This window comes from uncultured Sphingomonas sp. (assembly GCF_936927845.1).
In the GTDB taxonomy this organism is placed as follows: domain Bacteria; phylum Pseudomonadota; class Alphaproteobacteria; order Sphingomonadales; family Sphingomonadaceae; genus Sphingomonas.
On sequence record NZ_CAKZHV010000059.1, the window covers coordinates 249272 to 272127 of the forward strand.

Below are 22856 nucleotides of genomic sequence, written 5' to 3' on the forward strand. Positions count from 1 at the left end.
AGCGACGCCCCGGAGCCGTACAGCCCGAGGCGTCGTTGGATCGCTTGCCGCCGGGACGACGGGCGGTGGTCAGTGGCTGGCGGTATCGCCCGCCGCGCGGCGCTGAACGTAGGCGAGCGTCAGTTCCGCATTATGTTCGTCGACCCAGTTCGCCATCGAGAGTTCCTCGTTGAGCGAGGTGGTGAGCAACGGCGTCGCCTTGCCGAAGCTGCCCGCGTCGGCGAGCGTGATGAGCGATTTGTAGCTCGCCGCCTCGAAATTCTCGAACGCGAAATTGGCGAAGGTGTTCTTCAGTATCTCGTCGGGGGCGAAGACGTGCGCGATCGCGGCGAGATTGCCTGAGATCGACAGGCCGATGTCCTTCAGCGTCGAGTGCGTCTCGCCGAACGTCGCGAGGATTTCCTCCAGCCGCTCGATCTGCTGCTCGGTTTCGCTGCGGTGGAGGCGCAGGCGATCGGCGACCTGCGGGTAATTCTCCAGATGATCGAGCTGGCGATCGATCAGCGCGAGCGCCTGATGCTCGACGCCGTGCGCATTCTTCAATCCGGTGACGAACACCGACTGGACGACGTCGATGGGGTAGCTGGCCATGTCGTTTCTCCATGCGCGAAAAGGCAAAGGCGGGTGTCCGGCGCGGCCCGACCAGAGGCCGTCGCCGCAACCGGACGTGCCGCGACAAAGCGTGGTTCGACCCGCGCGTTCCCGAGAAAATTACGCGTTTGATGCAGGTTAACCACTCTGGCTGACCGCCGGCACCAGCAACGCCGCCATTGTTGCGACCCGCGACAACTTGCAAATGCGCGCTGTTTGGCGTTGGTCGCGCATCGGGTGGGGAACGCGACGATGCAGGATTGGTACGATAGTCTGATGCGCACGCTGGGGGGCGTGTTGAACGCGCACGGACCGCTCGTCGCGGGTAGTGCCAGCTACGCGCAGGGCGATTTCTCGATCCACTTCTTTCTCCAGCTCGCGGTTATCCTGATCGCTTGTCGCGTGGTCGGGTGGATCGGACGCGTCGCGCTCGGCCAGCCGCAGGTGGTGGGCGAGATGATCGCGGGCGTCTTGCTCGGCCCCTCGCTGCTGGGGTTATTGGCTCCCGAGTTGCAAGGCGCGATCTTCCCCAAGGAAACGAAGAACGTCCTCTACGCCGGGGCGCAGCTCGGCGTCGGGCTCTACATGTTTCTGGTCGGCACGACGCTGAGGCTCGACCATTTCCGATCAAAGGCACGCAGCGCGTCGGTGGTGTCGCTCGCCGGGATCGCCGCGCCGTTCGGGGTCGCGATTCTGCTAACGCCGTGGCTGTTGGGCGTACCGGGACTGTTTGCAGCCGGGATCAGCCCGTTCAACGCAACGTTGTTCCTGGGTGCGTGCATCGCGCTGACCGCGTTTCCGATGCTGGCGCGGATCATCAACGAGCGCGGGTTGGCGGACTCGGCGCTCGGTACCCTGTCGCTGACGGCTGGTGCGTTCGACGATGCGTGTTCGTGGTGCGTGCTCGCAATCGTGCTGGCGACGTTCGGCGGCGGCGCGGGCGTCGCCATCCTGGCGATCGGTGGCGGGGTGGCGTGGGCGGCGCTGGTGCTGCTCGCCGGGCCGCGGTTGCTCGCCCCGCTGGCGCGCGCGGTGGAGCGCAGCGGAGAGTTGACGCCGCCGTTGCTGGCGGTGGTGCTGATCGCCTTCTGCGCCTCCGCCTTTCTGATGGACGCCGTCGGCATCCACGCGATCTTCGGCGGGTTCATCATGGGCGTGGTGATGCCGCGGGGCACGCTGACCGAGGAGATCCGCCGCAAGATCGAACCGCTGACCGTCGTGCTGCTGCTGCCGATGTTCTTCACCTATTCGGGGCTCAACACGCGGATGGACACGGTCAGCTCGCCCGCGCTTCTGGCCGTGGCATTGGTGATCCTGGCGGCGTCGGTGCTGGCAAAGGGTGGTGCGTGCTATCTGGCGGCGCGGCTGGCAGGCGAGGACAACCGCACCGCGCTGGGCATCGGCGCATTGATGAACTCGCGCGGGCTGATGGAGCTGATCATCATCAACATCGGGCTGCAGAAAGGCATCATCGGCCCGACGCTGTTCGCGATGCTGGTGCTGATGGCGATCGTCACGACGATGATGGCGAGCCCGCTGTTCGAGTGGGTCTACGGCCGTCACGGTCGCGCGAGCGGCGAACTGGGTGGCGTGCCCGCGCGCTAGGCGTCAGCATATTTGTGGTCAACGTGGGGGCGGTGCGCCCTGCAAGGTGACGAGCGCGGCGACGATCGCGGGTTCGTCCGCGGGGGTGATCGGCGCGTGATAGGCTTCGCGCATCTTGGTGACGGTTGCCTGCCACTTCTCGGCCGTCAGCGGGGGCTGGCGCGCGATCATGTCGGCGGAATGGCACGCGGTGCAGCGCTGCGTGACGAGCTCGCCCGCCGGGGTTGCGGGCAGCGCGGCGGTTTCCGCGGGCAGCGTGATGCTGACCGGCTGGAGCGCGCCGCTTGGCTTCGTGGCTGGTGCGTCGGGCTCGGCCGAGCAGGCGGCGAGCAGCGCGGCGCTCGCGAGGATCAGCGCCCTCATGCCGCGGTCACCGCGATTGAGGCGATCTGGCTGCGCATATAGCCGCCGGGGTTCCAGATCGCGTCCATCGACTGCGCCTGTCCGTCAGCGTTGGTGCAGCGCGCCCACAGGCGATAGCCACCGCGCGGCAACCCACCAATCGTCGCCTCCCATAGCCGAAAGCCGTACTTGCCCTGATCGGGGCCGAGCCTTGCTGCGTGCCAGGTTTTGCCCGCATCCATCGACAGATCGACGCGCGCGACCGCGCTCGCGCCGCCCATCGCGAGCCCGCGGACGTAGAAGGGATCGTCCGCCACCACCTTCGTTGCACGGTCGACGCTGGTGAAGAAGGCGCGCGGCGTCATGCGGTTGATCGGAACGGTCGGGAAGTCCTTCGCGCCCGGCTGCACGCCCGCGTTCGGCGTCGCGGGAATCTTGTACGCCTTCGCCATCCAGTAATTGTCGTCCGGCTGCGTCAGCACCTCAATCCGGTCGAGCGCCTTGACCCAATAGGTCGAATACCAGCCCGGCACGATCAGACGGATCGGGTAGCCGTTGAGCATCGGCAAGGGTGCGCCGTTCATCGCGAGCGCGATCATCACCTCACCGTCGCGCGCGTGATCGAGAGCGAGCGATTTCGCGAACCACGGCGCGCCGGGCGGCGGGCGGTCGAGCCCGGAGACACGCACGTTCACCGCACCGGGCGCGACGCCGGCGAGGTCGAGCACGTCGCGCAGGCGCACCCCGCTCCAGAGCGCATTGCCGATCGCGCCGTCACCCCATTGCGCGCCGGGCACGCGAGGGCTGAACAAGGCGCGTGAGTTGCCCGAGCATTGGTTGATGGCGGCGATCTCGACGCGCGGCAGCTTCAAGAGGTCGGCGAGCGAGAGCGCGAGCGGACGGCGGACCGCGCCACCGACGCGCAGGCGGAAGGTGGCGGGATCAACCGCGGTCGGGATGTCCTGATAATGCCAGCGGACGAAGAAGCGATCGTTGGGCGTGAACACCGCGCCGTCCATCGCGGAGAGCGGCGTCTCCAGCAGCGGCGCGCGCTCGCGCAGCACGATCATGCTGCCCTTCTGCGGCCAGTCGCCCGCGAGCTGACGCGTGCCGCCGGCGAAGCCGAGATCGACCTGCTGCGCCGCTGCGCCGGTCGCAAGGCCCCCACCGATCAGGCTGGCACCGCCGAGCCCGAGCAATGCGAGCGCCTCGCGGCGGTCAGGCGCCGGATTAAGCCAGCGCGGCGGCATCGTGCACCACCAATGGCGCGAAGCGCGCGACCTGCCGCCCGACCAGACGTAGCTGCTCGACCACGGCGGCGTCACTCGCGCCGCCCTCGTCGTCGAACTTGGTCACTTGGCTGTTGATCGCGGCGGCAAAGGGCGTTGGCCAGCCGCGCAGCGCGTGGACGATCGAGCGCAGCGCCGCGATCGTCGAGCCGGTCGCCTGCCAGCCATAGGCGGTCGCGATCAGCCCGACGGGCACGTCTGCGAGGTACGGCCGCTCCGCGTCGCGGGCGGTTTCCTCCAGCAGGTCGAGCGCGTTCTTGACCACGCCCGAGATGCTGCCGTGATAGCCGGGGCTGGCGATGATCACGGCCGACGCCTGACGCACCGCGGCGACGAACGCCTGTTCCTCGTCCGTCCGGCTGGTCGCCTTGGGATCGTAGAGCGGAAGCCGCGCGAGTGCGTCGCCGCCGAACAGGCGCGTGCAGAACCCCTGCTCGCCCGCCGCTTCCAGCGCGATCCTGAGCGCGCGCTCGGTCGAGGACAGCCCGCCGATCGTGCCGCCGATCCCCACCACCAATGGCTTACTCACCGCGACGTTCCTTGTCTGCCCGCCTCACAGCGGCGCGTGGTCGATCCGCGGCAGCACGTGACGCGCGAACAGGTCCGCCTCCGCCGCATGGGGATAACCCGACAGGATGAAGGCGTCGATTCCCATGTCGCGGTACATCTGCAGCTTGGCGAGCACCTGATCAGGATCGCCGACGATCGCCGCACCGCAGCCCGAGCGCGCGCGCCCGACGCCGGTCCACAGATTCTCCTCGGCATAGCCGTCGTCCGACGCGCCTTCGCGCAGCGCCGCCTGCGCGGCGACGCCCATCGAGGTGGCGTCGAGCGACTTGGCGCGAATCTGCGCGCCCTCCTCCGCGTCGAGCTTCGAGAGCAGGCGGTCGGCGTAGGCGCGCGCCTCGGTTTCGGTGTCACGAACGATGATGTGCGCGCGGTAGCCGAACCTGAGCGTGCGGCCGTAGTCGGCGGCGCGCTTCGTCATGTCGGCGATGATTTCCGCCACCTTTTCCTTGGTGTCGGGCCACATCAGATACACGTCACACGCACGCGCCGCCGCGTCGCGCGCGTCGGGTGACAGGCCGCCGAAATAGAGCGGCGGCGCCTTGCCTGAGAAGGTCTTCACCCCCGCGGGATCGACGTCGAGCTTCCAGAACTCGCCCTGGTGGTTCAGATGCTCGCCGTTCAAGAGCGTCTTCAGGATCTGCATCGCCTCGACCGTCCGCTGATAGCGCGGCGCGGAGGCGAGCTTCTCACCCGGCAGGTCGGAGGAGATGATGTTGATCTTCAATCGCCCGCGCGCGATCTGGTCGATCGTGGCGATCTGCCGCGCGAGTTGCGGCGGCCAGCTTTCACCGACGCGCACCGCCATCAGCAGGTGGATGGCCCGTGTCAGCGTCGCGATCGCGGCAGCGAAGGCGGTGGTGTCGATCCCGAGCGCGTAGCCCGAGGGAAGCAGGATGTTGTCGAACCCGCCCGTCTCCGCCTGCTGCACGATGTCGCGGCAATGCTCCCACGACGATTTCAGCTTCGGATCGGGCACGCCCAGAAACTCGTAATCGTCGTCGCACAGCGCCGAGAACCACGAAATCTCGCACGGCCCACGCGTGGTATCGCTCATCGCCCTCTCCCCTCTCATTCGTTGCTGTATGTCGGTTACGGCAGCCGCTCGCCGCGCGCGGCGACCAGCACGTCGTACCAATCCTGGCGCGACCAGCTGACCTTGAAGGCATCGGCGAGCTCGGCGATGCGCGCGGTGTTCTGCGTGCCGACGATCGGAATGATCCGCGCCGGATGCGCCATGATCCAGCTGTAGGTCGCCGCCGCGCGGCTGACACCGAAGCGCGCCGCCACCGTCTCGAGCGCCTCGGCCACTGCCTGTTCGCGTGGGCTACCCGGCGTGCCGATCCGCCCGCCGCCGAGCGGCGACCAGGCGAGCACCGCGAGATCCATCTCCATCGCCTGGTCGATCAGCCCGTTGGTGAGCGGCTCCAGGAACAGCGGCGAGAATTCGGGCTGCTGCGAGGCGAGCGGCACCGACAGGAACGAGGCGAGCACGCGCGTCTGATCAGGCGTATAGTTCGATACGCCGACCGCCTTGACCTTGCCCGAGGACACCATGTCGTCGAGCGCGCGGGCAACCTCCTGCGGGTGCGCGAGGATGTCGGGGCGGTGGATCTGGTACAGATCGACCGAATCGACCTTCATGCGGCGCAGCGAATCGTCGAGCGCCTTCGCCAGATAGGCCGCGCTCGAATTGTACGGCACCGGCGGAGTGATCCCGCCCTTGGTAGCAAGCACCATGCGGTCACGTAGGCCCGGCGATTCGGCGAACACCTCACCCAGCAGCGACTCGGCATCGCCGAAGCCGCCGCTGCCGTCGAAGCCGTAGATGTCGGCGGTGTCGAACAGCGTGACCCCGGCGTCGAACGCCGCTTCGATCAGCGCGCGTCCTTCCGCCGGAGAGACGCCGGCGAAGCGCCACATCCCCCATGCGATCGGGCTGACAGTCAATCCGCTCTTGCCGAGAGGACGTGGTTCGGGCGATAGAGTGATTTCAGACATCGTTGTCATACGTAGAACTACGAGTTGAGAGGAGCAAGGGCTTTGGAAGGGCAAGTGCGTTACGGCCTGGTCGGCACCGGCATGATGGGGGTCGAGCATCTCAACAACCTGGCGATCACGCCGGGTGCGGTGGTGACCGCGATCGCCGATCCGACCGAGCGCTCGCTCGGCTGGGCGAAGAAGGCGCTGGGCGGCCGCGCGGAGGGTGTGCAGTCCTTTGCCTCCTCCGCCGAGCTCGCGAGAAGCGGCCTCGTCGACGCGGTGATCGTCGCCAGCCCGAACTACACCCACCGCGACGTGCTGACGCCCTTGTTCGGCGAGGGGCTGGCGATCCTATGCGAGAAGCCGCTCGCCACCACGATCCCTGACGCGCGCTGGATCGTCGAGCAGGCGGAAGCGAGCAGCCGCCCGTTCTGGACCGCGATGGAATATCGCTACATGCCGCCCGCCGCCGAGTTCATCCAGCAGGTGCACGGCGGGCGCATCGGTGCGCTCAAGATGCTGTCGATCCGCGAGCATCGCTTTCCGTTTCTGGAAAAGGTCGCCGACTGGAACCGCTTCAACGCGAACACCGGTGGCACGATGGTGGAGAAATGCTGCCACTTCTTCGATCTGATGCGGCTGATCACGCAGTCGGAAGCGGTGCGGGTCTATTGCTCAGGGTCGATGGACGTGAACCACCTCGACGAAACCTACGACGGCCGCACCCCCGACATCCTCGACAACAGCTACACGACGGTCGATTTCGCCAACGGCGTGCGCGCGATACTCGACCTGTCGATGTTCGCCGACGGCGCGACCAATCAGGAGGAGATCACCGCGGTCGGCGACAAGGCGCGGCTCGACGTGCTGATCCCCGACGGCGAGATCGTCTATTCGCCGCGCGTCGGGTTCATGAACCCCAAGCAGGTCGAACGCACGACCGTCCACGTCGACGAGACCGCGCTGAACGCGGGCAGTCACCACGGCTCGACCTTCTACGAGCATCAGCGCTTCAACGCGGCGGTTCGCGGTGAAGGCGCGGTCGAGGTGACCGCGCGCGACGGGTTGATGGCGGTCGCGATCGGCACCGCCGCCGAGATCAGCGCGCGCGAGCACCGCGTCGTGGAGATGAGCGAACTGGGGTTCTAGACGCACAAGGCAAAGTTGAGTGACAACGCTGACCTAATTCTCCAGCGAGAGAGTAGGTTTTTAGGGAGGGACAGAGATGAAGACGATGTTGACCATGGGCAGTGCGTGGCTCGCGCTGATGGCGGTGCCTGTCGCCGCGCAGACGACCACGCCCGAGACGACGACGGGTACCGGCAGCGCGACCGCGGCCGGCGATGTCGGCACCGACACGGGCACGCAGGATGCGGCGAACGAGCCGGGTGACATCATCGTCACCGCGCAGAAACGCTCCGAGCGGTTGCAGGACGTGCCGATCGCCGTGTCGGTCCTCTCGGGCGACGCGATTGCGGCCAAGGGCGCGGTCAACCTGGAGGGCGCGCAATATCTCGTCCCGACGCTCAACTTTCGCAAATCGGGTACCGCGATCAATCAGTCGCTGTTCCTGCGCGGCGTCGGCACCTCGACCTTCTCGATCGCGGGTGAGCCGTCGATCTCCACGGTCGTCGACGGCGTCGTGTACAGCCGGGCGGGAGAGGCGTTCAGCGACCTGATCGACATCGATCGGCTGGAGGTGCTGCGCGGGCCGCAGGGCACGTTGTTCGGCAAGAACACCTCGGCGGGCGTCATCAACATCGTCACCAAGCGGCCGGGCAAGGACTTCGGCGGCTTCGTCGACGGCGGCTATTATTTCGGCAACGGCAACGAATATCGCGTCCGCGGCGCGCTCGACTTGCCCCTGAGCGAGGGCATCGCCGCGCGCGTCACCGGCTTCTACGGCAATTACGACGGCAACATCCGCAACAACGCCTACGGCGGTCGCCGCGTCAACGGTTACGACCATTGGGGCGTGCGCGGGATGATCGTCGCCGATCCGACCCCCGACCTGACCATCACGATCATCGGCGATTACCGCGAGTCGAACGACGATTGCTGCGCCGAGGTGATCGGGACCGGTCCGACCGTGACCAACGCCACCACGGTCGCGCAGGTCAATGGCTTCATCAACTCGGGCGTGCTGCCGACGCCGCAGGGTGATCGCACGCGGCGGATCAATCAGGACCTGATCACGCACACCGACGAGAAGAGTTGGGGCGTGTCGGGCCAGGCCGACTGGACGCTCGGCACCCAGACGATCACCTACATCGGTTCCTACCGCGAGTACGACAACACCGAGATCCGCGACGGCGACTGGCTTCCGCGCGCGTACACGACGTTCAACCAGCTCCACGACGTTGGCCCGCAGACGTCGAACACGATCACGCAGGAAGTGCGGCTGACGAGCCCGTCGGACCAGTTCTTCTCCTACGTGCTCGGCGCTTTCTACTCGCGCGCGGAGACGACGCGAACCTTCACGCGCAGCGACGTGGTGTGCACCCCTGCCCCGGCGGTGCCGGTGCCGTGCTCGACGCCGGGCCTGACCGTAACCCGCCCGACCGGCACGGCGGTGTTCGGATCGGTGTTCAAGAACCTCGCCTTCTTCGGCCAGGGTACGCTCAACTTCACCGACAAGCTGCGCGGCATCGTCGGGGTGCGTTACACCACCGACCAGTTGGACGTGTTCCACAGCCGCCAGACTGCGCTGACGGGCCCGGGCATCTCGCCCAATTTCGACCAGGGCGTGTACAACGAGTACGTGCGCCTCGTCCGCGCCGGCATCTCCCCGGTCGTCGCAGCGACGCAGGCGGTGCCCGCCTCAAACGGCGTGCCGTTCCGTGGCAAGACGACCAACGACAATTGGTCGGGGCGTGTCGGCCTGCAATACGATATCGTACGTCAATCGACCGCCTACGCGACCTATTCGCGCGGGTATAAGGGACCGGCGTTCAACATCTTCTACAATCTGACCGGCACCGGCACCAATGTTATCCAGCCGGAAACCGCCGACAGTTACGAAGTGGGTCTGAAGAACACCTTGTTCGGTGGCAAGCTGGTGATCAACCTGGCGGGCTATTACGCCAAATATTACAACTTCCAGGCGAACAACCCAGACGTGATCGAGGGCGTGGTGGTCACGCGCTTCACCAACGCGGGGCAAATCTCGACGCGCGGCGGCGAGCTCGACATCCTGTTCCAGCCGGTGCGCGACCTGTCGTTTTCGGGCGGTCTCGCCTACACCGACGCGCATATCGACCAGTTCCGCGTGCCCGCTAACGGCGTGACCACGGGCGTGATCCCGAACGGCACCACGCTCGCCTATGCGCCGAAGTGGAAAGGCTCGCTCGGCGCCGATTACCGCATCCGCACCGGCGGCGCGATCGACGTCGCGCTGGGTGCGCAAGGGTCGTACCAGTCAAAGCAGCTCTCGCAGCTCGACGCGAGCCAGGCGGTGCGCGACGCGACCACGATCAAGGGCTATGGCCTGGTCGACGTGCAGGCGGGGATCGTGGAGGCGAACGATCGCTTCCGCCTGAACTTCCAGGTCAAGAACCTGTTCGACCAGAGCTTCGCCGCGGCGATCACCTCGGGCGGGCCGGGTGGCAGCTACCGCTACATCATCCCGCGCGAGGCCGACCGCTATTACGGCGTCAACGCGCGCGTGAACTTCTAATCACCGCCCATACAAGAAAAGCCGGCGAGGGCGCCCCCTCGCCGGCTTTTTCGTGCGCGTCGTACGGGCGGTCAGTGTGCGACGATCGCGGGCGCGTCGCCGTCCTGCTCCACGGGCACGATGCGCGGGATCAGCAGCTGGATGAAGCCGAGCGCGAGCAGGTACGACGTCGCGCAGATCACCAGCGCGGGCGTGTAGCCCAGGCCGTTCGCCAGCGCCCAGGCCTGGAACTGGATCATCCCGATCGATCCCAGATTGCCGCAGAAGGCCGCGATGCCGATCGTCGAGCCGACCGCGCGCGCCGGCGTCACGTCGGTCGCGAGCCCGAAGATGTTGGTGGAAAAGCCCTGGTGCGCGAACAAGCCGAGCCCGAGCAGCAGCGCCGCGGACCACGGGCTGTCGACCGACATGACGAGCGGGACCGGGGTCACCAGCAGGGCGTAGACGAGCAGCGCGATCTTGCGCGCGGCGTTGACGCTCCACCCGCGCGCCATCAACCGTGCGGGCAGCACGCCGCCGCTGATCGCGCCCATCGCGGCGAGGCCGTAGGTCAGCGCGATCGGCCAACCGAGCGTACCCTGCTGCAACCCGAACAGCCGGTGGAACAGGTCGGGCAGCCACAGCAGCATGAAGAACCACACCTGATCCGACAGCACCTTGGCGACCGCGATCGCGAGCGTTCGGCGGCTGCGCAGGATGTCGCCCCAGCGGATCGGCGCCGCCTCCACTGCGTCGAGCGCGACCGGGCGCACGCGCAGCGCGAACCAGACGACGACCCAAACGAGGCCGAGCCCGCCCGCGAGCAGGAACGCCGCCTGCCATCCGAACGCGACCGCGAGCGGCGGGATCAGGGCCGGGGTCAGCACCGCGCCGACGTTGGGCGCGGTGTTGCCGATGCCGAGCGCGATCTGCCGGTCGCGGTGGTTGAAATAGGTCGCGGCCGATTTCACCGCCGCGGGGGTGCCGATCGATTCGGCGACGCCCAGCACCACGCGCGCGCCGAGAAAGCCTGTCACGGTGGTCGCGAACGCGTGCGCCATGCCGGCCAAGCTCCACACGCCGACGCCGATCCCGAACCCGCGGCGCAGACCCACGCGGTCGATGAACCAGCCGGTGCCCAGAAACGCGAACGCGGTCGCGACCTGGAACGCGGTGCCCATGTTGGCGTAATCCTGATCCGACCAGCGGAACTCGGCCTCCAGCGTGGGTTTCAGGAGCGCGAGAATCTGCCGATCGACGTAGTTGAGCATGATCGCGACGAACACCATCGCCACGATCACCCACCGCGCCCGATTGCCCTCCCCGCCTGCCGTTCCGCCGGCAACGCCGTCCACCGCCATGTCCCTCTCCCGATTTGCTTGACGACAACGTTGTCAGAGTGTGCCCGCTTAGGCTAGTCCCGTGTGCACTCTAGCACTGGGATCGACGATGGCCGCTACACGTTCTGGCACCCTGCCGATGGCGGCCGACCTGTACGGCGATCTCGAACCCAGCCCCAAGGCGACGTGGCGCGACCATGTGCCCGGCCTCGTCATCGTCGCGGCGGGCACGCTGGCGGCGGGGTTCATCTCCGACCATTATGGCGCGCCGCTGACGCTGATGTCGCTGCTGATCGGGCTGGCGCTCAATTTCCTGTCGGCCGATGCGCGGCTGACGCCGGGTCTGGGCTTTGCGTCACGCTCGCTGCTGCGCTGGGGCATCGTGCTGGTGGGCTTGCGCGTCACCTTCGGGCAGATCGTGGCGCTGGGGCCGGTCGCGTTGTTAGCGGTGCTGGTCATCGTCGCGGTGACGATCGGCTGCGGCGTGCTGGTGGGTCGGCGGCTCGGCTTCGACGCGGCATTCGGCACGCTGGCGGGCGGCGCGGTCGCGATCTGCGGCGCGAGCGCGGCGATGGCGCTGGCGACGACGCTGGGCGAGCGCCGCGCGAGCCAGGCGCAACTGACACTGGTGCTGGTCGGCATCTCGGCGCTGAGCGCTTTGGCGATGGTCACGTACCCGTTCGTCGCGCACTGGCTGCACATGAGCGACCTGAAGGCGGGGTTTCTGCTCGGTGCGTCGATCCACGACGTCGCGCAGGCGCTTGGTGCCGGTTACTCCTATTCCGACGCCGCCGGGCAGATCGCCGCCATCGTCAAGCTGACGCGCGTCGCGCTGCTCGCCCCCGTGCTCGCGATCGTCGCGATGTTCCTGCCGCGCGGCGAAACGTCGGGCAAGCGGCAGGGGCTGCCGTGGTTCGTCGTCGGCTTCTTCATGCTGGCGGGCATCAACTCGACCGGGTTCATCCCCGCGATCGTCACCGGCACCGCCGAGCGCGTCGCCGCCGCGTTGCTCGCCGCCGCGGTCACCGCCACCGCGATCCGATCGCCGCTGTCGCAGTTGCTGGAGGCCGGGCCGCGGCCGATGCTGGTAATCGCGGCATCGACGCTGTGCGCGTTCCTGCTGGCACTCGGCGCGGCGGTGTTCCTGATCGGCTAGCTGCCGCCAGAAGCTTTCTGATCGGCTAGCCGGTCGAGTCGCGCACCATCAGCGCGTGGGGCAGTTCGCGCTGCTCGAACGTCTCGTCGGGGGTCAGCAGCAGGTCGGCGGCGTTCCAGGCGAGGTCGCGCACCGGCTGGCGCATGGTGGTGAGCGGCGGCCAGACATAGCTCGCGAGCGGATCGTCGCCGAACCCCGCGATCGCGACCTCGCCCGGCACCTTGACCCCACGCCGATGCGCCGCGGCGAGCGCGCCCGCCGCCATGTCGTCCGATGCCGCGAAGATCGCGCTCGGCGGCTGGGGAAGCGACAGCATCGCCTCGGCCGCGCGCGCGCCGCTGGCGAAATCATAGTCGCCCTGCTCGATCAGTTCGGGCTCGGGCGCGATCCCGCCTTCTGCCAGCGCCGCCAGATAGCCCTCATGCCGCTGCGCGCTGGTCGCGAAATCGCGTTGGCCGACGATGTGACCGATGCGCCGATGCCCGAGCGACAGCAAGTGGCGCGTCAACTCGACGGCGGCGGCGCGATTGTCGATGAAGACGGCCGCGCTCGCCTCCGGCCGGCGTCCCGGCGAGACGCGGACCACGCGTACGCCGCGTTCCTTCAGATAATCGAGCACGTCGTCGTGGTCGCTGACCGGCGGGGTCAGGATCAGCCCGTCGAGGTGACTGGTCGCGACCAAGGCCTCGACCTCCTCCAGCAGTTTCCCCGAGTTGCGATCGTACGGCTGCGCGATCATGCGGACGCCGTCGGCCTCGCAACGGTCGCGAATGCCGGTCTGCATGGCGTAAACGTAGGCGGGGCTGGGATTGTCGCAGATCAGCCCGATCTGGAAACTGCGTCGCCCAGCGAGCGAGCGCGCGGCGAGGCTGGGGCGGAAGTTCAAGGCGCGTACCGCCTCCTCGACCTTCTCGCGGGTCGCGGCGCCGACGTAGCGTTCCTTGTTGAGCACGCGGCTGACCGTCTTGATCGACACGCCCGCGCGTTCCGACACGTCCTTGATCGTCGAGCGCAATGACGTCCCTTCCCTCACCAACCCGTAGTGCACGGCGAAGGCGGGCGCGACAATGGCCGACGCGTCACCGGGCGGGCGGCAGCGCCCGTTCGACCAGTGGCGCCAAGCGGTCGGCGATGCGCTCCACCCCGCGCGCATTCGGATGAACGCGGTCGCCCTGCATCAATGCGGGGTTCCCGATCACACCGTCGAGAATGAACGGGTAGAGCGCGTCGTCGTAGCGGCGGGCGAGATCGGGCCAGATCGCGTCGAACGCGGCAACGTAGTCGGGGCCGAGGTTCGGCGGCGCGCGCATGCCCGTCAGCAGCACCGGCAGCTTGCGACGTTTCAACTCGTCCAGCATCGCGACCATGTTCGCGCGCGTTTCCGCGGGCGAAATCTGCCGCAGCACGTCGTTGCCGCCGAGCCCCAGCATCACGAGGTCGGGCGCGCGTTTCTGCTGGTCGAGCACGAAGGAAAGCCGCTGCCGCCCCGCCGCGGTGGTGTCACCCGACACGGCCGCGTTGACGATCGTCGCGTTGATGCCGGCGCGGCGCAGGCGCGCCTGGATCGCGTCGGGCAGGCTCTGCCCGCGCTCCAGCCCGTAGCCCGCGTACAGGCTGTCGCCGAACGCGAGCACCACGCGCTCGGGCCCTTGCGGACGCGCGACCTCGGCCGGGGCCGCCGCGGTCGCGTCGTTCGTCATCACGTTGGCGACCGGCGCGGGGGTGGAGGCTTGACGCTCGCAACCCGCCACCGACATGGCGGCGAGCATAACGGCCGCGATGCGCGTCACCGACTTGGCTGAGAACAAGGGCGTTTTCCTCATGGCGACCGATACCGACACGCCTCCTATGGTGATCGACGCGCGCGATGTCACCTTGACGCTGGGCGAGACGCCGGTGCTGCGCGGCATCTCCCTGCGGGTGGCACGAGGCGAGAGCGTCGCGCTGCTGGGAGCATCGGGTTCGGGCAAATCGTCGCTGATGGCGGTGCTGACCGGGCTGGAGCGCGCGAGCGGTGGCAGCGTAACGATCGACGGGCTCAATTTCAGCGCGCTCGGCGAGGACGAGCTGGCACGCGCGCGGCGCGGGCGGATCGGGATCGTGTTGCAGGCCTTTCACCTGCTTACCACGATGACCGCGCGCGAGAATGTCGCGGTGCCGCTCGAACTTGCGGGCAATGCCGAGGCGTGGAACCGCGCGAGCGACGAGTTGGCCGCGGTCGGGCTCGCGCACCGGCTCGACCATTATCCCGCGCAAATGTCGGGCGGCGAGCAGCAGCGGGTCGCGATCGCGCGCGCACTCGCGCCGCGGCCGCCGATCGTGTTCGCCGACGAGCCGACCGGCAATCTGGATACCGCGACGGGTGCCGCGGTGATGGATCTGCTGTTCGCGCGGCAGGCGGCATTGGGCGCGACGCTGGTGGTGATCACCCATGACCACGCGCTCGCCGCGCGCTGCGACCGCACGGTGACGCTCGCCGACGGGCGGATCGCGTGAGCGGCTGGCGCTTCGCGTGGGGCGTCGCGCGGCGCGAGCTCGACTGGCGCTTTCGCGGGCTGCGCATCCTGGTCGCGTGCCTGTTCCTCGGCGTCGCCGCGCTTGCCGCGATCGGCGGACTGGCGGCGGCGGTCGGCGACGAGCTGGCGGCACGCGGCGCGACGATTCTTGGCGGCGACGTCGAATTCTCCGTCTCGCAGCGGCGCGCGAGCGCCGACGAACGCGCGCTGTTCGCGGCGGCGGGACACGTGTCCGAGACGATCCGGATGCAGGCGAACGCGGTCACCCCATCCGGCGGCGCGCCGATCCAGTTGAAGGCGGTGGACGATGCCTACCCGCTCTACGGGCAGGTCCGGCTGGCCGACGGGCGCCGCGCGACGCGGCCGCCCGCGGATGCAGCGTGGATCGCACCCGCCCTCGCCAGCCGGCTCGGGCTCAGGCGCGGCGCGACGATCGGGTTCGGCAGCGCGACGGTCCGCGTCGACGGCGTCATCGCCGACGAACCCGATCGGCTGGGCGAGGGCTTCACGCTCGGCCCCGTCGTGCTTGTGTCGATCGCGACGCTCGAGCGGACCAACCTGGTTCAGCCGGGCAGCCTCTACGACACGCGCTACCGCGTTCGTCTGCCGGCCAGCACCAGCCCCGACGCGATCGCGGCGCGGGTCATGCGCGCCTTTCCCGCCGGCGGGTGGGAGACGAAGACGCGCGACCGCGCCTCGCCCGGCGCGTCGCGCTTCATCGATCGCATGGGCGAGTTCCTGACGCTGGTCGGCCTCGCCGCGCTCGCGATTGCGGGGATCGGCGTCGGCGGCGGCGTGTCTTCGTTCCTGAGCGCGCGGCGCGGCGGGATCGCGACGTTGAAGACGCTGGGCGCGACCGGCGGCGACATCGCGCGCATCTACGTGGCTGAGATCGGGGTCGCGACGGTCATCGGCGTGGCGGCGGGGCTGGCGGCAGGCGCCGCGGCGATCCCGCTGCTCGCCGAAGCGCTCGGCCGCGTGCTGCCGGTCGAGGTCGGGTTGGCGATCGCGCCATGGCCGTTCGCGCGCGCCGCACTCTACGGCGCGCTGATCGCGGTCGCCTTCGCCGCGCCGCCGATCGCGGCGGCGAGCGCGACGCCCACCGCCGGGTTGCTGCGCGGCGCGCTTGCGCCGCTCCGCGCAGCCCCGTGGCGCGCGCGGCTGGTGGCGCTGGCGGCGGGCGGTGCGGCGGTCGCGCTCGCGATCGGCACCTCGGCGCAGCCCGCGCTCGCCGCCGGGTTCCTGGGCGCGCTCGCCGCGACGCTGCTGCTGCTCGCCGCGCTTGGCCGGGCCGTTCGCGTCGCGGCACGCCGCCTGCCAGCACCACGGCGTCCGCTGCCGCGGCTCGCGCTCGCCGCGCTGCACCGGCCCGGCGCGCGCACCGAGGCGCTGGTGGTGGCGCTCGGCCTGGGCTTGACGCTGTTCGTGCTGCTGACCGCGATCCGCACCAGCATCGACGCGGCGATCGCGACCACGGTGCCGGCGCGCGCACCCGCGCTGTTCGTGCTCGACGTCCCGCGCGACCGTGCGGCCGAGTTCCGCCGCATCGTCGCACGCGTCGCCCCCGGCGCGGCGGTGACAACCGTGCCGCTGTTGCGCGGGACCATCACCGCCTATGGCCGCACGCGCGTCGCCGATCTGAAGCAATTGCCCGAGGGCGCCTGGGCGCTGCGCGGCGAGCGCGGGCTGACCTACGCCGACACGCTGCCCGCGGGCAGCACGATCACCGCCGGCCGGTGGTGGCCGCGCCGCTATGCCGGCCCCCCGCTCGTCTCGGTCGACGAGCGGCTGGCAAAAGCGCTCGATCTCACCATCGGCGATCCGCTGACGATCAGCGTGCTGGGGGTCGAGCGGAGCGCGCGCATCGCCTCGTTCCGCCGCATCCAGTGGGATACGCTCGGGTTCAACTTCGTGCTGGTGTTCTCTCCGGGCACGCTGGCGGACGTGCCGCACAATCTGGCCGCGACGATCGACGCGCCGAGCGGGCGGACGAGCGCGATCAACGCGGCGCTGCTCGCGCCGTTTCCGTCGTCAACGGCGATCGAGGTACGCGGCGTGCTGTCGCTGGTGCGCGACCTCATCGGGCAGGTCGCGCTGGCGATCGCGGCGGCAGCCGGCGTCGCGGTGGCGGCGGGAATCGCGGTGCTGGTCGGCGCGATCGCGGCGGCACGCGAGGCGCGGACCTATGACGCGGTCGTGCTGAGGATGCTGGGCGCGACGCGCGCGCAGTTGATCGCGGCGCAACTGATCGAGTACGCGCTGCTGGGCGCAGTAGTCGCGGGTGTTGCGCTGCTGATCGGGCTGTCGGGCGCGTGGTACGTGGTGACGCGGATGTTCGACTTTCCTTGGGCACCCGATCCCCTGGCGGTCGCGGTCACTTTGGTCGCGGGACTGGGGGCGACGGTGTTGATCGGCGTGGCGGGTGCGTGGCCGATCATGCGCGTGCGGCCGGCGCGCGCGCTGCGCACGATCTGATCTGGTTGAACGAGGAAAGATGCACAGTTCCTGGGGCAAGCCGGCGGCGGCACCGCTTACCGGCAGCCGCGACGAGCGCGAGGCGCAGCGCGGCGAGGCGCACGCGCGCCGCGTGGCCGAGCGGATCGCGGCGGCCGAGGCGCGAACCGAGGCGCGCGCCGCCGCGCGTGACGCGCAGGCGCAGCTACGCGAACGGCAACGCGAGCAGCGCCGCGCCGAGGAGGAACAGCGCCGCGCCGCGGCGGCAGACGCGCGCGATGCGCGGCCCAAGCGGCGCAGCAGCACCGGCTCGCTCGCGCGCACCGGCCACGCGACCGAGGAACGCGACACGCGGCATTACGCGACCGAGCTCGACCTCGATCGTCTGCGGCTGCTCCATCGCCGCGGCGCCTCAGTCGCCGCACTCGCGCACGCATTCAAGCTCAGCGAGGACGCGGTCGCCGCGGCACTGGCGAACGACTAGGTTCCCGCGAGCGAATCGAGCGCAGCGGCGATCCTGACCCGCGTCGCCGCGTCGCGCGTCACCTCCAGCATCGACCCCAGGCTCGCGCGCGCCGCGGCGATATTGCCGCGCATCAGCGACAGGCGCGCATATTCCCACCACACGTGCGGATTGCCGGGCGCGAAGGTCGTCATCCGCTCGAACAACGTCAGCGCGCGCGCAGCATCACCCGCGCGCTCGGCACGGGTCGCCTGGTTGATCAGCAGGCGGACGAGCACGTCGCGGTTCGCCATCGCCGCGACATGGTCGCCGCGCGGCACGGCGCCGGGTCCGAGCATCTGCTTGAGCAAGGCGGACAGCCCCTCCTGGCTCATCTCCTGCCCGTCGTTGAACGGGTCGATCAGCACCGGCGCGGTCGGCGGGCCGATCTGCGCCAGCACATGCCCGGGCGTGTTGAGCACGTCGGCGCTCCACCCGACGCGCCGCGCCGCCGCAACGAACAGGATCGCGAGGCTGATCGGCATGCCCCGCCGCCGGTCGATGACGCGGATCAGATCGGCGTTGTCCGGATCGTCGTAATTCTCGCGGTCGCCCGAGAAGCCGTATTCGCCCGCGATCACCTCGGCCAGCGCCGCGCCCTGCGCGCTGGCGGACGGCGCGATGTCGGCGAGCGCGGCGATCCGCTCGGTGATCACGGTCAGCAGCTCGACATAAGGGTCTAGATCGACCCCGGGATGGTCGAGCGCGGCGAGTTCGAGGGCAGCGGCGTCGAGCTGGATCGTCTCGTCCTCGACCAGCCCCAATTGGATGATGGCAGCGTCCATGATCGCTTGGACGGCCGTGGCGCGGGTTGGTTCCTCGTCATTTGGCCGCGTATATGCGGAACATACCAGCAACACCGAACGTCTAACTGCTTAATGGCCGGGCACAGCGCGTGAAGATCGCGACCTTCAACGTCAACGGCGTCAACGGCCGTCTGGCCGTGCTGCTGGGCTGGCTGGCGGAGGCGAGCCCCGATATCGTCTGCCTGCAGGAACTTAAAGCGCCGCAGGGGAAGTTCCCGGCCGCAGCGTTGCGCAGCGCGGGCTATGAGGCGGCGTGGCTCGGCCAGCCGCGCTGGAACGGCGTCGCGATCCTCAGCCGCGTCGGCGCGATCCATCCGACGCACACCGGTCTGCCCGACGATCCCGATCCGGCGCAGCGCCGCTACCTCGAGGCCGCGGTGAACGGCGTGATCGTCGCCACACTGTACCTACCCAATGGCAATCCGCGCCCCGGCGCACGCTTCGACTATAAGCTCGCCTGGTTCGACGCGCTGATCACGCGGGCGCGTTTCCTGATTGATAGCGGTGCGCCGGTGGTGCTGGCGGGCGACTTCAACGTGATGCCGACGCCGCGCGACGTCTACAAGCCCGAGCGCTGGGTCGACGACGCGCTGTTCGCGCCCGAGGTCCGTGCGGCCTTTGCGCGGCTGACGGCGCAGGGCTGGACCGACGCGCTGCGGCATCTGCACCCCGATGCCACGCTCTACACCTTCTGGGATTACCTGCGCGACGCGTACGCGCGCGACGCGGGGCTGCGGATCGACCATCTGCTGCTCAGCCCCGCGCTCGCGCCCAGGCTCTCCGCCGCCGGGGTCGACCGGCACGTCCGCGGCTGGCCGCACGCGAGCGACCACGCGCCGACGTGGATCGTGCTGGACGACTGACGCGCGATGACGATGCCGCTTTCGGGTGAAGAGGTGATCGCGCGCGCGACGCGCACGGCCGCGACCTTCCGTGCGACGACGCGCGGCAGCGCACGCGCGGGTTATTCGGTCTACCTGATCCTGCTCCACAATCCGGCGCGACGGGTCGCGTGGGGCATCTATGTCGGGCAGACCGCGCGCGACCCCGACTGGCGGTTCGACCAGCACAAGGCCGGGTACAAGGCGAGCGGCGCGGTGAAGCGGTTCGGGGTGCAACTGCTGCCCGACCTCGTCGCGCACCTGAACCCGGTCGAGCGGTGGGAAGCGCTCGAGCTCGAAGCAGCGCTCGCGATCGCGCTCGGCGAGGCCGGGATCGGCTGGATCGAGGGTGGCCACTAACCGGTCAACACGTGCGATTGATTTGCAATAGCGCGCCCGCTATAGCGTCCTGACGAGGCGCCGTCGGGCGCGTTGGTGGAGCGAGTGGATGGTGCGCACAACCGAGCCGACCGCGGGACGCACGCGGTGACCGCGATCGCGCTGCTCGCCGTCGTTGCTGCGCTGACGCTCGTCCGCATCGGCTGGAACGGCGCGCGCGGACTAGCGCTGCTCGGCTGGGCGCTGGCGCTCGTGGCGCTCACGGCATTGGCGTGGCAGGACGGCGCCTGGGGGCTGGCGGTCGGCGTCGTCACCGGCATGGGTGTGGCGCTTGCCTGCGTCCTCCACGCCGGCTGGACCTCGCCCGCGCGCAGCCTGCGTGCCCCGCGCGAGGCGCCCGCGATCTCGATCCCGCATCACCGGCGCGACCTCATCCGCCGCCTCGCCGTGTTCGCACTGGCCGTGCCCGTCGCCTTTGCGGCGGCACAATGGCTCGCGTTCGGTGTCCAGGCCGCGATCCGCGGCGGCGCGGCGCTCGACAGCGACGCGGTGGTGCTGACCCTGTTCCTGCAACCCGTGATCTGGACCGCGCTGCTGACGGTGCAGCTTACCCGCGCGCGACCGTCGCAGATGGTCGCGGCCCCGCTCATCGCCGCGATGGCGGGCACGATGCTGTGGGGCGCAGCGTGAGCGCCCCGCCCGTCTCGCCGCGCGACACGCTGGTGAAACGCGCTCTGGGCGGCCACGCCGCGATCGGGCTGCTCGCCAGCGCGCTGATCTACATCATCTGCCTGAGCGGCACCCTGGTCGTGATACACGATCGCTGGCAACGCTGGGAACAACCCGACGCGCCGGAGATGACCGCGCTATCGCCCGCCGCGGTACAGACCGCGGTCACCGCGGCGCTCGCACGCGAGGCAGGCAAGCCCGCGACCACGCACCTTTACGTGCGGATGCCGAGTGCCGAGCTGCCGCGCGCCACCGTGATGACCGACTCGGGTGGCTGGTACGTCGATGCGGGCGGGCGGATCGTCGCGCGCGAGGGCCACGCCTGGACCGACTTCCTGATCGCGATGCACGAATATCTGCATCTGCCGATGACCTGGGGAATGGTCCTGGTCGGCGCGCTGGGCGTGATGTTGTGTGCGCTGGTGACGACGGGCGTGCTGGCGCATCCGCGCATCGTCCGCGACGCCTTTTCCCTGCGCACGCGCCACGACCCCCAACTCGCGGGCGCTGACTGGCACAATCGGCTGGGCGTGTGGACGCTGCCGTTCGTGCTCGCGGTCGCGCTGACCGGCGCGTTCATCGGGCTCGGCAGCGTCGGCACGACGATGCTGGCGAAGGCATATACCGGCGGCGACACGCTCAAGGTCTACGCGCACATCTTCGGCCACGAGCCACCGTCGAACCCCGCCCCCGCGCCCATCGCTGACGCGGCCGCGGCGATGCGTACCCTTGAGGCGCGCGTGCCGGGTGCCGCGCCGACCTACGTCATCGTCCACGAACCGTTGACCGCGGGGCAGCATGTCCAGATCCTCGTCGCGCACCCGCGCCGGCTGATCTACGGCGAGAGCTACTTCTTCGATCACTCGGGTGTGTTCCATTCCAAGGCCGGGCTGTCGGACGGCGCGATCGGGCAACAGGTCGCCGCCTCGTCGTACAACCTGCATTTCGGCAACTTCGCCGGGCTGCCGGTCGAGCTCGCCTACATGCTGATGGGGCTGGCGCTGTGCGCGATCACCGCGACGGGAAACACGTTGTGGCTGGAAAAGCGCCGGCGGCGCGGACTCGGCGGCGAGCGGTTGCGCGCGGCCTGGGCGATGACCGTGTGGGGATCGGCGACGCTGATCGTCTGGGCGGTCTGGCTGCGCGCGATGCTGGGGGCCGAAGCGCCGCTCGCGCTCGCGTTCTGGAGCGCGTTCGCCGCCGCAGTGGTGGTTGCGATCCTCTATCCGCGCATTGCCGACGCGGCGGCGCTGCGATGGGTCTGCGCGGGGTCGGTCCTGTTGACCGCGATCGGGCACCTTGCGCTGGTGCAGCCGACAATCGCTGAGCCGATCGTCATCGACCTGATCGCGATCGGACTGTCGGTACCGCTTCTTCTGTGGGGCGTGCGCGGGCGCGAACGTGCCGCGCGGACCAGCCTCAGCGCCGACCCGACACCCGCCTGATCCTCACGCCTCGGGCGCGTCCTGCGGGTGATGCGGGGTCAGGATCAGCGTGCGGCCCTCGACCCGCCAGCTCTTCAACCGCGACAGGAAGTTCATGCCGAGCACGTCGATGTTGCCGAACGCGGGCGACACGACAACGGCGAGGTCGCGCGCCACCACGTTGCCGAAGCGCAGTTCGTTGACCTCGCCCGTCTCGGCCCGGATCGCACCGTTGGCGGTCTGCAGCACGACCGGGAACAGCGCCGGCTTGACCTCGACGCCTGCCGCAGCGGCGGTGTCGGGCGACAGCGCGGTGATCGTCGCACCGCTGTCGACCAGCAGCCGCCGCTCGGTCCCGCCGATTGTTGCGCGGACATAGAAATGCCCGTCGGGCGACATCCGGATGCGCGTTTCCTCGCCCGCGACCTGCTGGCTCTCGATGTTGAGCGCGGCGGCGAGCCGTCCCATCCACGGATCGAACCGCTCGCGCTGCGCGACCACCATGTAGAGCAGCCCGGCGAGCCCCGCCCAGACCGCAAGCGAGACAAGCGTGCGCAGCACCGGCACCCGCCTCGCGATCACCGAGGCGACCAGCAGCACGCCGATCAGGATGTAGAAATGGGTGTTGCCCGCGAAATCAGTCGTCATCGTGCGCCCGATATAGGAAGCCGCCGCAT

22 protein-coding genes are annotated in these 22856 nt (G+C 69.3%); 11 read left to right on the forward strand and 11 right to left on the reverse strand.

Annotated elements, in window-relative coordinates:
• Positions 1 to 69: 69 nt before the first annotated feature.
• Positions 70 to 591, reverse strand: coding sequence for a ferritin-like domain-containing protein (locus tag Q0579_RS11555; protein WP_298812325.1), 522 nt, complete (start codon positions 589 to 591; stop codon positions 70 to 72).
• Between the two features lie 276 nt (positions 592 to 867).
• Between Q0579_RS11555 and Q0579_RS11560 the strand changes: the two genes are divergently transcribed.
• On the forward strand, positions 868 to 2196 hold the full coding sequence (locus tag Q0579_RS11560) for a cation:proton antiporter (protein WP_298812328.1): 1329 nt from the start codon (positions 868 to 870) through the stop codon (positions 2194 to 2196).
• Between the two features lie 18 nt (positions 2197 to 2214).
• Here Q0579_RS11560 and Q0579_RS11565 read toward each other — a convergent pair whose 3' ends face one another.
• The 5 genes from Q0579_RS11565 to Q0579_RS11585 are packed head-to-tail and all read right to left on the reverse strand — an operon-like array spanning position 2215 to position 6395.
• The gene (locus Q0579_RS11565) at positions 2215 to 2559 is read right to left on the reverse strand and encodes a cytochrome C nitrite reductase (protein WP_298812331.1); all 345 of its coding nucleotides are present in this window, start codon (positions 2557 to 2559) and stop codon (positions 2215 to 2217) included.
• A complete protein-coding gene (locus tag Q0579_RS11570) occupies positions 2556 to 3788 on the reverse strand; it encodes a molybdopterin-dependent oxidoreductase (protein ID WP_298812337.1) in 1233 nt (410 codons plus the stop codon). The genes Q0579_RS11565 and Q0579_RS11570 overlap by 4 nt, the downstream gene beginning before the upstream one ends.
• On the reverse strand, positions 3769 to 4356 hold the full coding sequence (locus Q0579_RS11575; RefSeq protein ID WP_298812339.1) for an NADPH-dependent FMN reductase: 588 nt from the start codon (positions 4354 to 4356) through the stop codon (positions 3769 to 3771). The genes Q0579_RS11570 and Q0579_RS11575 overlap by 20 nt, the downstream gene beginning before the upstream one ends.
• Before the next feature lie 24 nt (positions 4357 to 4380).
• A complete protein-coding gene (locus tag Q0579_RS11580) occupies positions 4381 to 5451 on the reverse strand; it encodes an LLM class flavin-dependent oxidoreductase (protein WP_298812340.1) in 1071 nt (356 codons plus the stop codon).
• Positions 5452 to 5486: 35 nt separating this feature from the next.
• Positions 5487 to 6395 (reverse strand): aldo/keto reductase, encoded by a 909-nt coding sequence (locus tag Q0579_RS11585; RefSeq protein WP_298812343.1) that lies wholly within the window; start codon positions 6393 to 6395, stop codon positions 5487 to 5489.
• A 54-nt stretch (positions 6396 to 6449) separates the two neighbouring features.
• On the opposite strand from Q0579_RS11585, the gene Q0579_RS11590 reads away from it, so the two are divergent.
• Both Q0579_RS11590 and Q0579_RS11595 read left to right on the forward strand, forming a co-directional pair.
• Positions 6450 to 7526: a Gfo/Idh/MocA family oxidoreductase gene (locus Q0579_RS11590; protein ID WP_298812346.1), complete on the forward strand. Its 1077-nt coding sequence runs from the start codon at positions 6450 to 6452 to the stop codon at positions 7524 to 7526.
• Positions 7527 to 7602: 76 nt separating this feature from the next.
• Complete coding sequence (locus Q0579_RS11595) at positions 7603 to 10053, forward strand: TonB-dependent receptor (protein WP_298812349.1); 2451 nt, start codon at positions 7603 to 7605, stop codon at positions 10051 to 10053.
• 71 nt (positions 10054 to 10124) lie between these two features.
• Here Q0579_RS11595 and Q0579_RS11600 read toward each other — a convergent pair whose 3' ends face one another.
• Positions 10125 to 11393 carry an MFS transporter gene (locus Q0579_RS11600; RefSeq protein ID WP_298812351.1) on the reverse strand — a complete coding sequence of 423 codons (1269 nt, stop codon included), beginning with the start codon at positions 11391 to 11393 and terminating at the stop codon, positions 10125 to 10127.
• A gap of 118 nt (positions 11394 to 11511) precedes the next feature.
• Between Q0579_RS11600 and Q0579_RS11605 the strand changes: the two genes are divergently transcribed.
• A complete protein-coding gene (locus Q0579_RS11605) occupies positions 11512 to 12528 on the forward strand; it encodes a putative sulfate exporter family transporter (RefSeq protein WP_298812483.1) in 1017 nt (338 codons plus the stop codon).
• A gap of 25 nt (positions 12529 to 12553) precedes the next feature.
• Here the strand turns inward: Q0579_RS11605 and Q0579_RS11610 are convergent, their stop codons facing one another.
• Positions 12554 to 13543 carry a LacI family DNA-binding transcriptional regulator gene (locus Q0579_RS11610; protein ID WP_298812354.1) on the reverse strand — a complete coding sequence of 330 codons (990 nt, stop codon included), beginning with the start codon at positions 13541 to 13543 and terminating at the stop codon, positions 12554 to 12556.
• Positions 13544 to 13607: 64 nt separating this feature from the next.
• Entirely contained in the window at positions 13608 to 14336 is a 729-nt protein-coding gene (locus Q0579_RS11615) for an arylesterase (protein WP_298812355.1), read from the reverse strand.
• 13 nt (positions 14337 to 14349) lie between these two features.
• Here Q0579_RS11615 and Q0579_RS11620 point away from each other — a divergent pair, with 13 nt between their 5' ends.
• The 3 genes from Q0579_RS11620 to Q0579_RS11630 are packed head-to-tail and all read left to right on the forward strand — an operon-like array spanning position 14350 to position 17982.
• Positions 14350 to 15024: an ABC transporter ATP-binding protein gene (locus Q0579_RS11620; protein WP_298812357.1), complete on the forward strand. Its 675-nt coding sequence runs from the start codon at positions 14350 to 14352 to the stop codon at positions 15022 to 15024.
• Positions 15021 to 17519 carry an FtsX-like permease family protein gene (locus Q0579_RS11625; RefSeq protein ID WP_298812359.1) on the forward strand — a complete coding sequence of 833 codons (2499 nt, stop codon included), beginning with the start codon at positions 15021 to 15023 and terminating at the stop codon, positions 17517 to 17519. Before Q0579_RS11620 ends, Q0579_RS11625 begins: the two co-directional genes overlap by 4 nt.
• A 19-nt stretch (positions 17520 to 17538) precedes the next feature.
• On the forward strand, positions 17539 to 17982 hold the full coding sequence (locus Q0579_RS11630; RefSeq protein WP_298812362.1) for a hypothetical protein: 444 nt from the start codon (positions 17539 to 17541) through the stop codon (positions 17980 to 17982).
• Here Q0579_RS11630 and Q0579_RS11635 read toward each other — a convergent pair.
• Positions 17979 to 18785: a transglutaminase-like domain-containing protein gene (locus tag Q0579_RS11635; protein ID WP_298812364.1), complete on the reverse strand. Its 807-nt coding sequence runs from the start codon at positions 18783 to 18785 to the stop codon at positions 17979 to 17981. The genes Q0579_RS11630 and Q0579_RS11635 overlap by 4 nt on opposite strands.
• A 110-nt stretch (positions 18786 to 18895) precedes the next feature.
• Between Q0579_RS11635 and Q0579_RS11640 the strand changes: the two genes are divergently transcribed.
• The 4 genes from Q0579_RS11640 to Q0579_RS11655 all read left to right on the forward strand — a co-directional run bounded on the left by Q0579_RS11640 (position 18896) and on the right by Q0579_RS11655 (position 22200).
• Entirely contained in the window at positions 18896 to 19669 is a 774-nt protein-coding gene (locus tag Q0579_RS11640) for an exodeoxyribonuclease III (protein ID WP_298812366.1), read from the forward strand.
• Between the two features lie 6 nt (positions 19670 to 19675).
• Positions 19676 to 20047 carry a hypothetical protein gene (locus Q0579_RS11645; protein ID WP_298812370.1) on the forward strand — a complete coding sequence of 124 codons (372 nt, stop codon included), beginning with the start codon at positions 19676 to 19678 and terminating at the stop codon, positions 20045 to 20047.
• 126 nt (positions 20048 to 20173) lie between these two features.
• Positions 20174 to 20716: a hypothetical protein gene (locus Q0579_RS11650; RefSeq protein ID WP_298812373.1), complete on the forward strand. Its 543-nt coding sequence runs from the start codon at positions 20174 to 20176 to the stop codon at positions 20714 to 20716.
• The gene (locus tag Q0579_RS11655; RefSeq protein WP_298812375.1) at positions 20713 to 22200 is read left to right on the forward strand and encodes a PepSY-associated TM helix domain-containing protein; all 1488 of its coding nucleotides are present in this window, start codon (positions 20713 to 20715) and stop codon (positions 22198 to 22200) included. The genes Q0579_RS11650 and Q0579_RS11655 overlap by 4 nt, the downstream gene beginning before the upstream one ends.
• A 3-nt stretch (positions 22201 to 22203) precedes the next feature.
• Here the strand turns inward: Q0579_RS11655 and Q0579_RS11660 are convergent, their stop codons facing one another.
• Positions 22204 to 22827, reverse strand: a complete 624-nt coding sequence (locus tag Q0579_RS11660; RefSeq protein WP_298812377.1) for a TIGR02281 family clan AA aspartic protease — start codon at positions 22825 to 22827, stop codon at positions 22204 to 22206.
• Between the last annotated feature and the right edge of the window lie 29 nt (positions 22828 to 22856).

What these genes read in the sequence shown, in the direction of transcription:
- Q0579_RS11555 (WP_298812325.1), bottom strand. Translation starts at nt 591, where the DNA reads ATGGCCAGCTACCCCATCGACGTCGTCCAGTCGGTGTTCGTCACCGGA.
- Q0579_RS11560 (WP_298812328.1), top strand. Translation starts at nt 868, where the DNA reads ATGCGCACGCTGGGGGGCGTGTTGAACGCGCACGGACCGCTCGTCGCG.
- Q0579_RS11565 (WP_298812331.1), bottom strand. Translation starts at nt 2,559, where the DNA reads ATGAGGGCGCTGATCCTCGCGAGCGCCGCGCTGCTCGCCGCCTGCTCG.
- Q0579_RS11570 (WP_298812337.1), bottom strand. Translation starts at nt 3,788, where the DNA reads ATGCCGCCGCGCTGGCTTAATCCGGCGCCTGACCGCCGCGAGGCGCTC.
- Q0579_RS11580 (WP_298812340.1), bottom strand. Translation starts at nt 5,451, where the DNA reads ATGAGCGATACCACGCGTGGGCCGTGCGAGATTTCGTGGTTCTCGGCG.
- Q0579_RS11585 (WP_298812343.1), bottom strand. Translation starts at nt 6,395, where the DNA reads ATGTCTGAAATCACTCTATCGCCCGAACCACGTCCTCTCGGCAAGAGC.
- Q0579_RS11595 (WP_298812349.1), top strand. Translation starts at nt 7,603, where the DNA reads ATGAAGACGATGTTGACCATGGGCAGTGCGTGGCTCGCGCTGATGGCG.
- Q0579_RS11600 (WP_298812351.1), bottom strand. Translation starts at nt 11,393, where the DNA reads ATGGCGGTGGACGGCGTTGCCGGCGGAACGGCAGGCGGGGAGGGCAAT.
- Q0579_RS11605 (WP_298812483.1), top strand. Translation starts at nt 11,512, where the DNA reads ATGGCGGCCGACCTGTACGGCGATCTCGAACCCAGCCCCAAGGCGACG.
- Q0579_RS11620 (WP_298812357.1), top strand. Translation starts at nt 14,350, where the DNA reads ATGGCGACCGATACCGACACGCCTCCTATGGTGATCGACGCGCGCGAT.
- Q0579_RS11630 (WP_298812362.1), top strand. Translation starts at nt 17,539, where the DNA reads ATGCACAGTTCCTGGGGCAAGCCGGCGGCGGCACCGCTTACCGGCAGC.
- Q0579_RS11635 (WP_298812364.1), bottom strand. Translation starts at nt 18,785, where the DNA reads ATGGACGCTGCCATCATCCAATTGGGGCTGGTCGAGGACGAGACGATC.
- Q0579_RS11645 (WP_298812370.1), top strand. Translation starts at nt 19,676, where the DNA reads ATGACGATGCCGCTTTCGGGTGAAGAGGTGATCGCGCGCGCGACGCGC.
- Q0579_RS11660 (WP_298812377.1), bottom strand. Translation starts at nt 22,827, where the DNA reads ATGACGACTGATTTCGCGGGCAACACCCATTTCTACATCCTGATCGGC.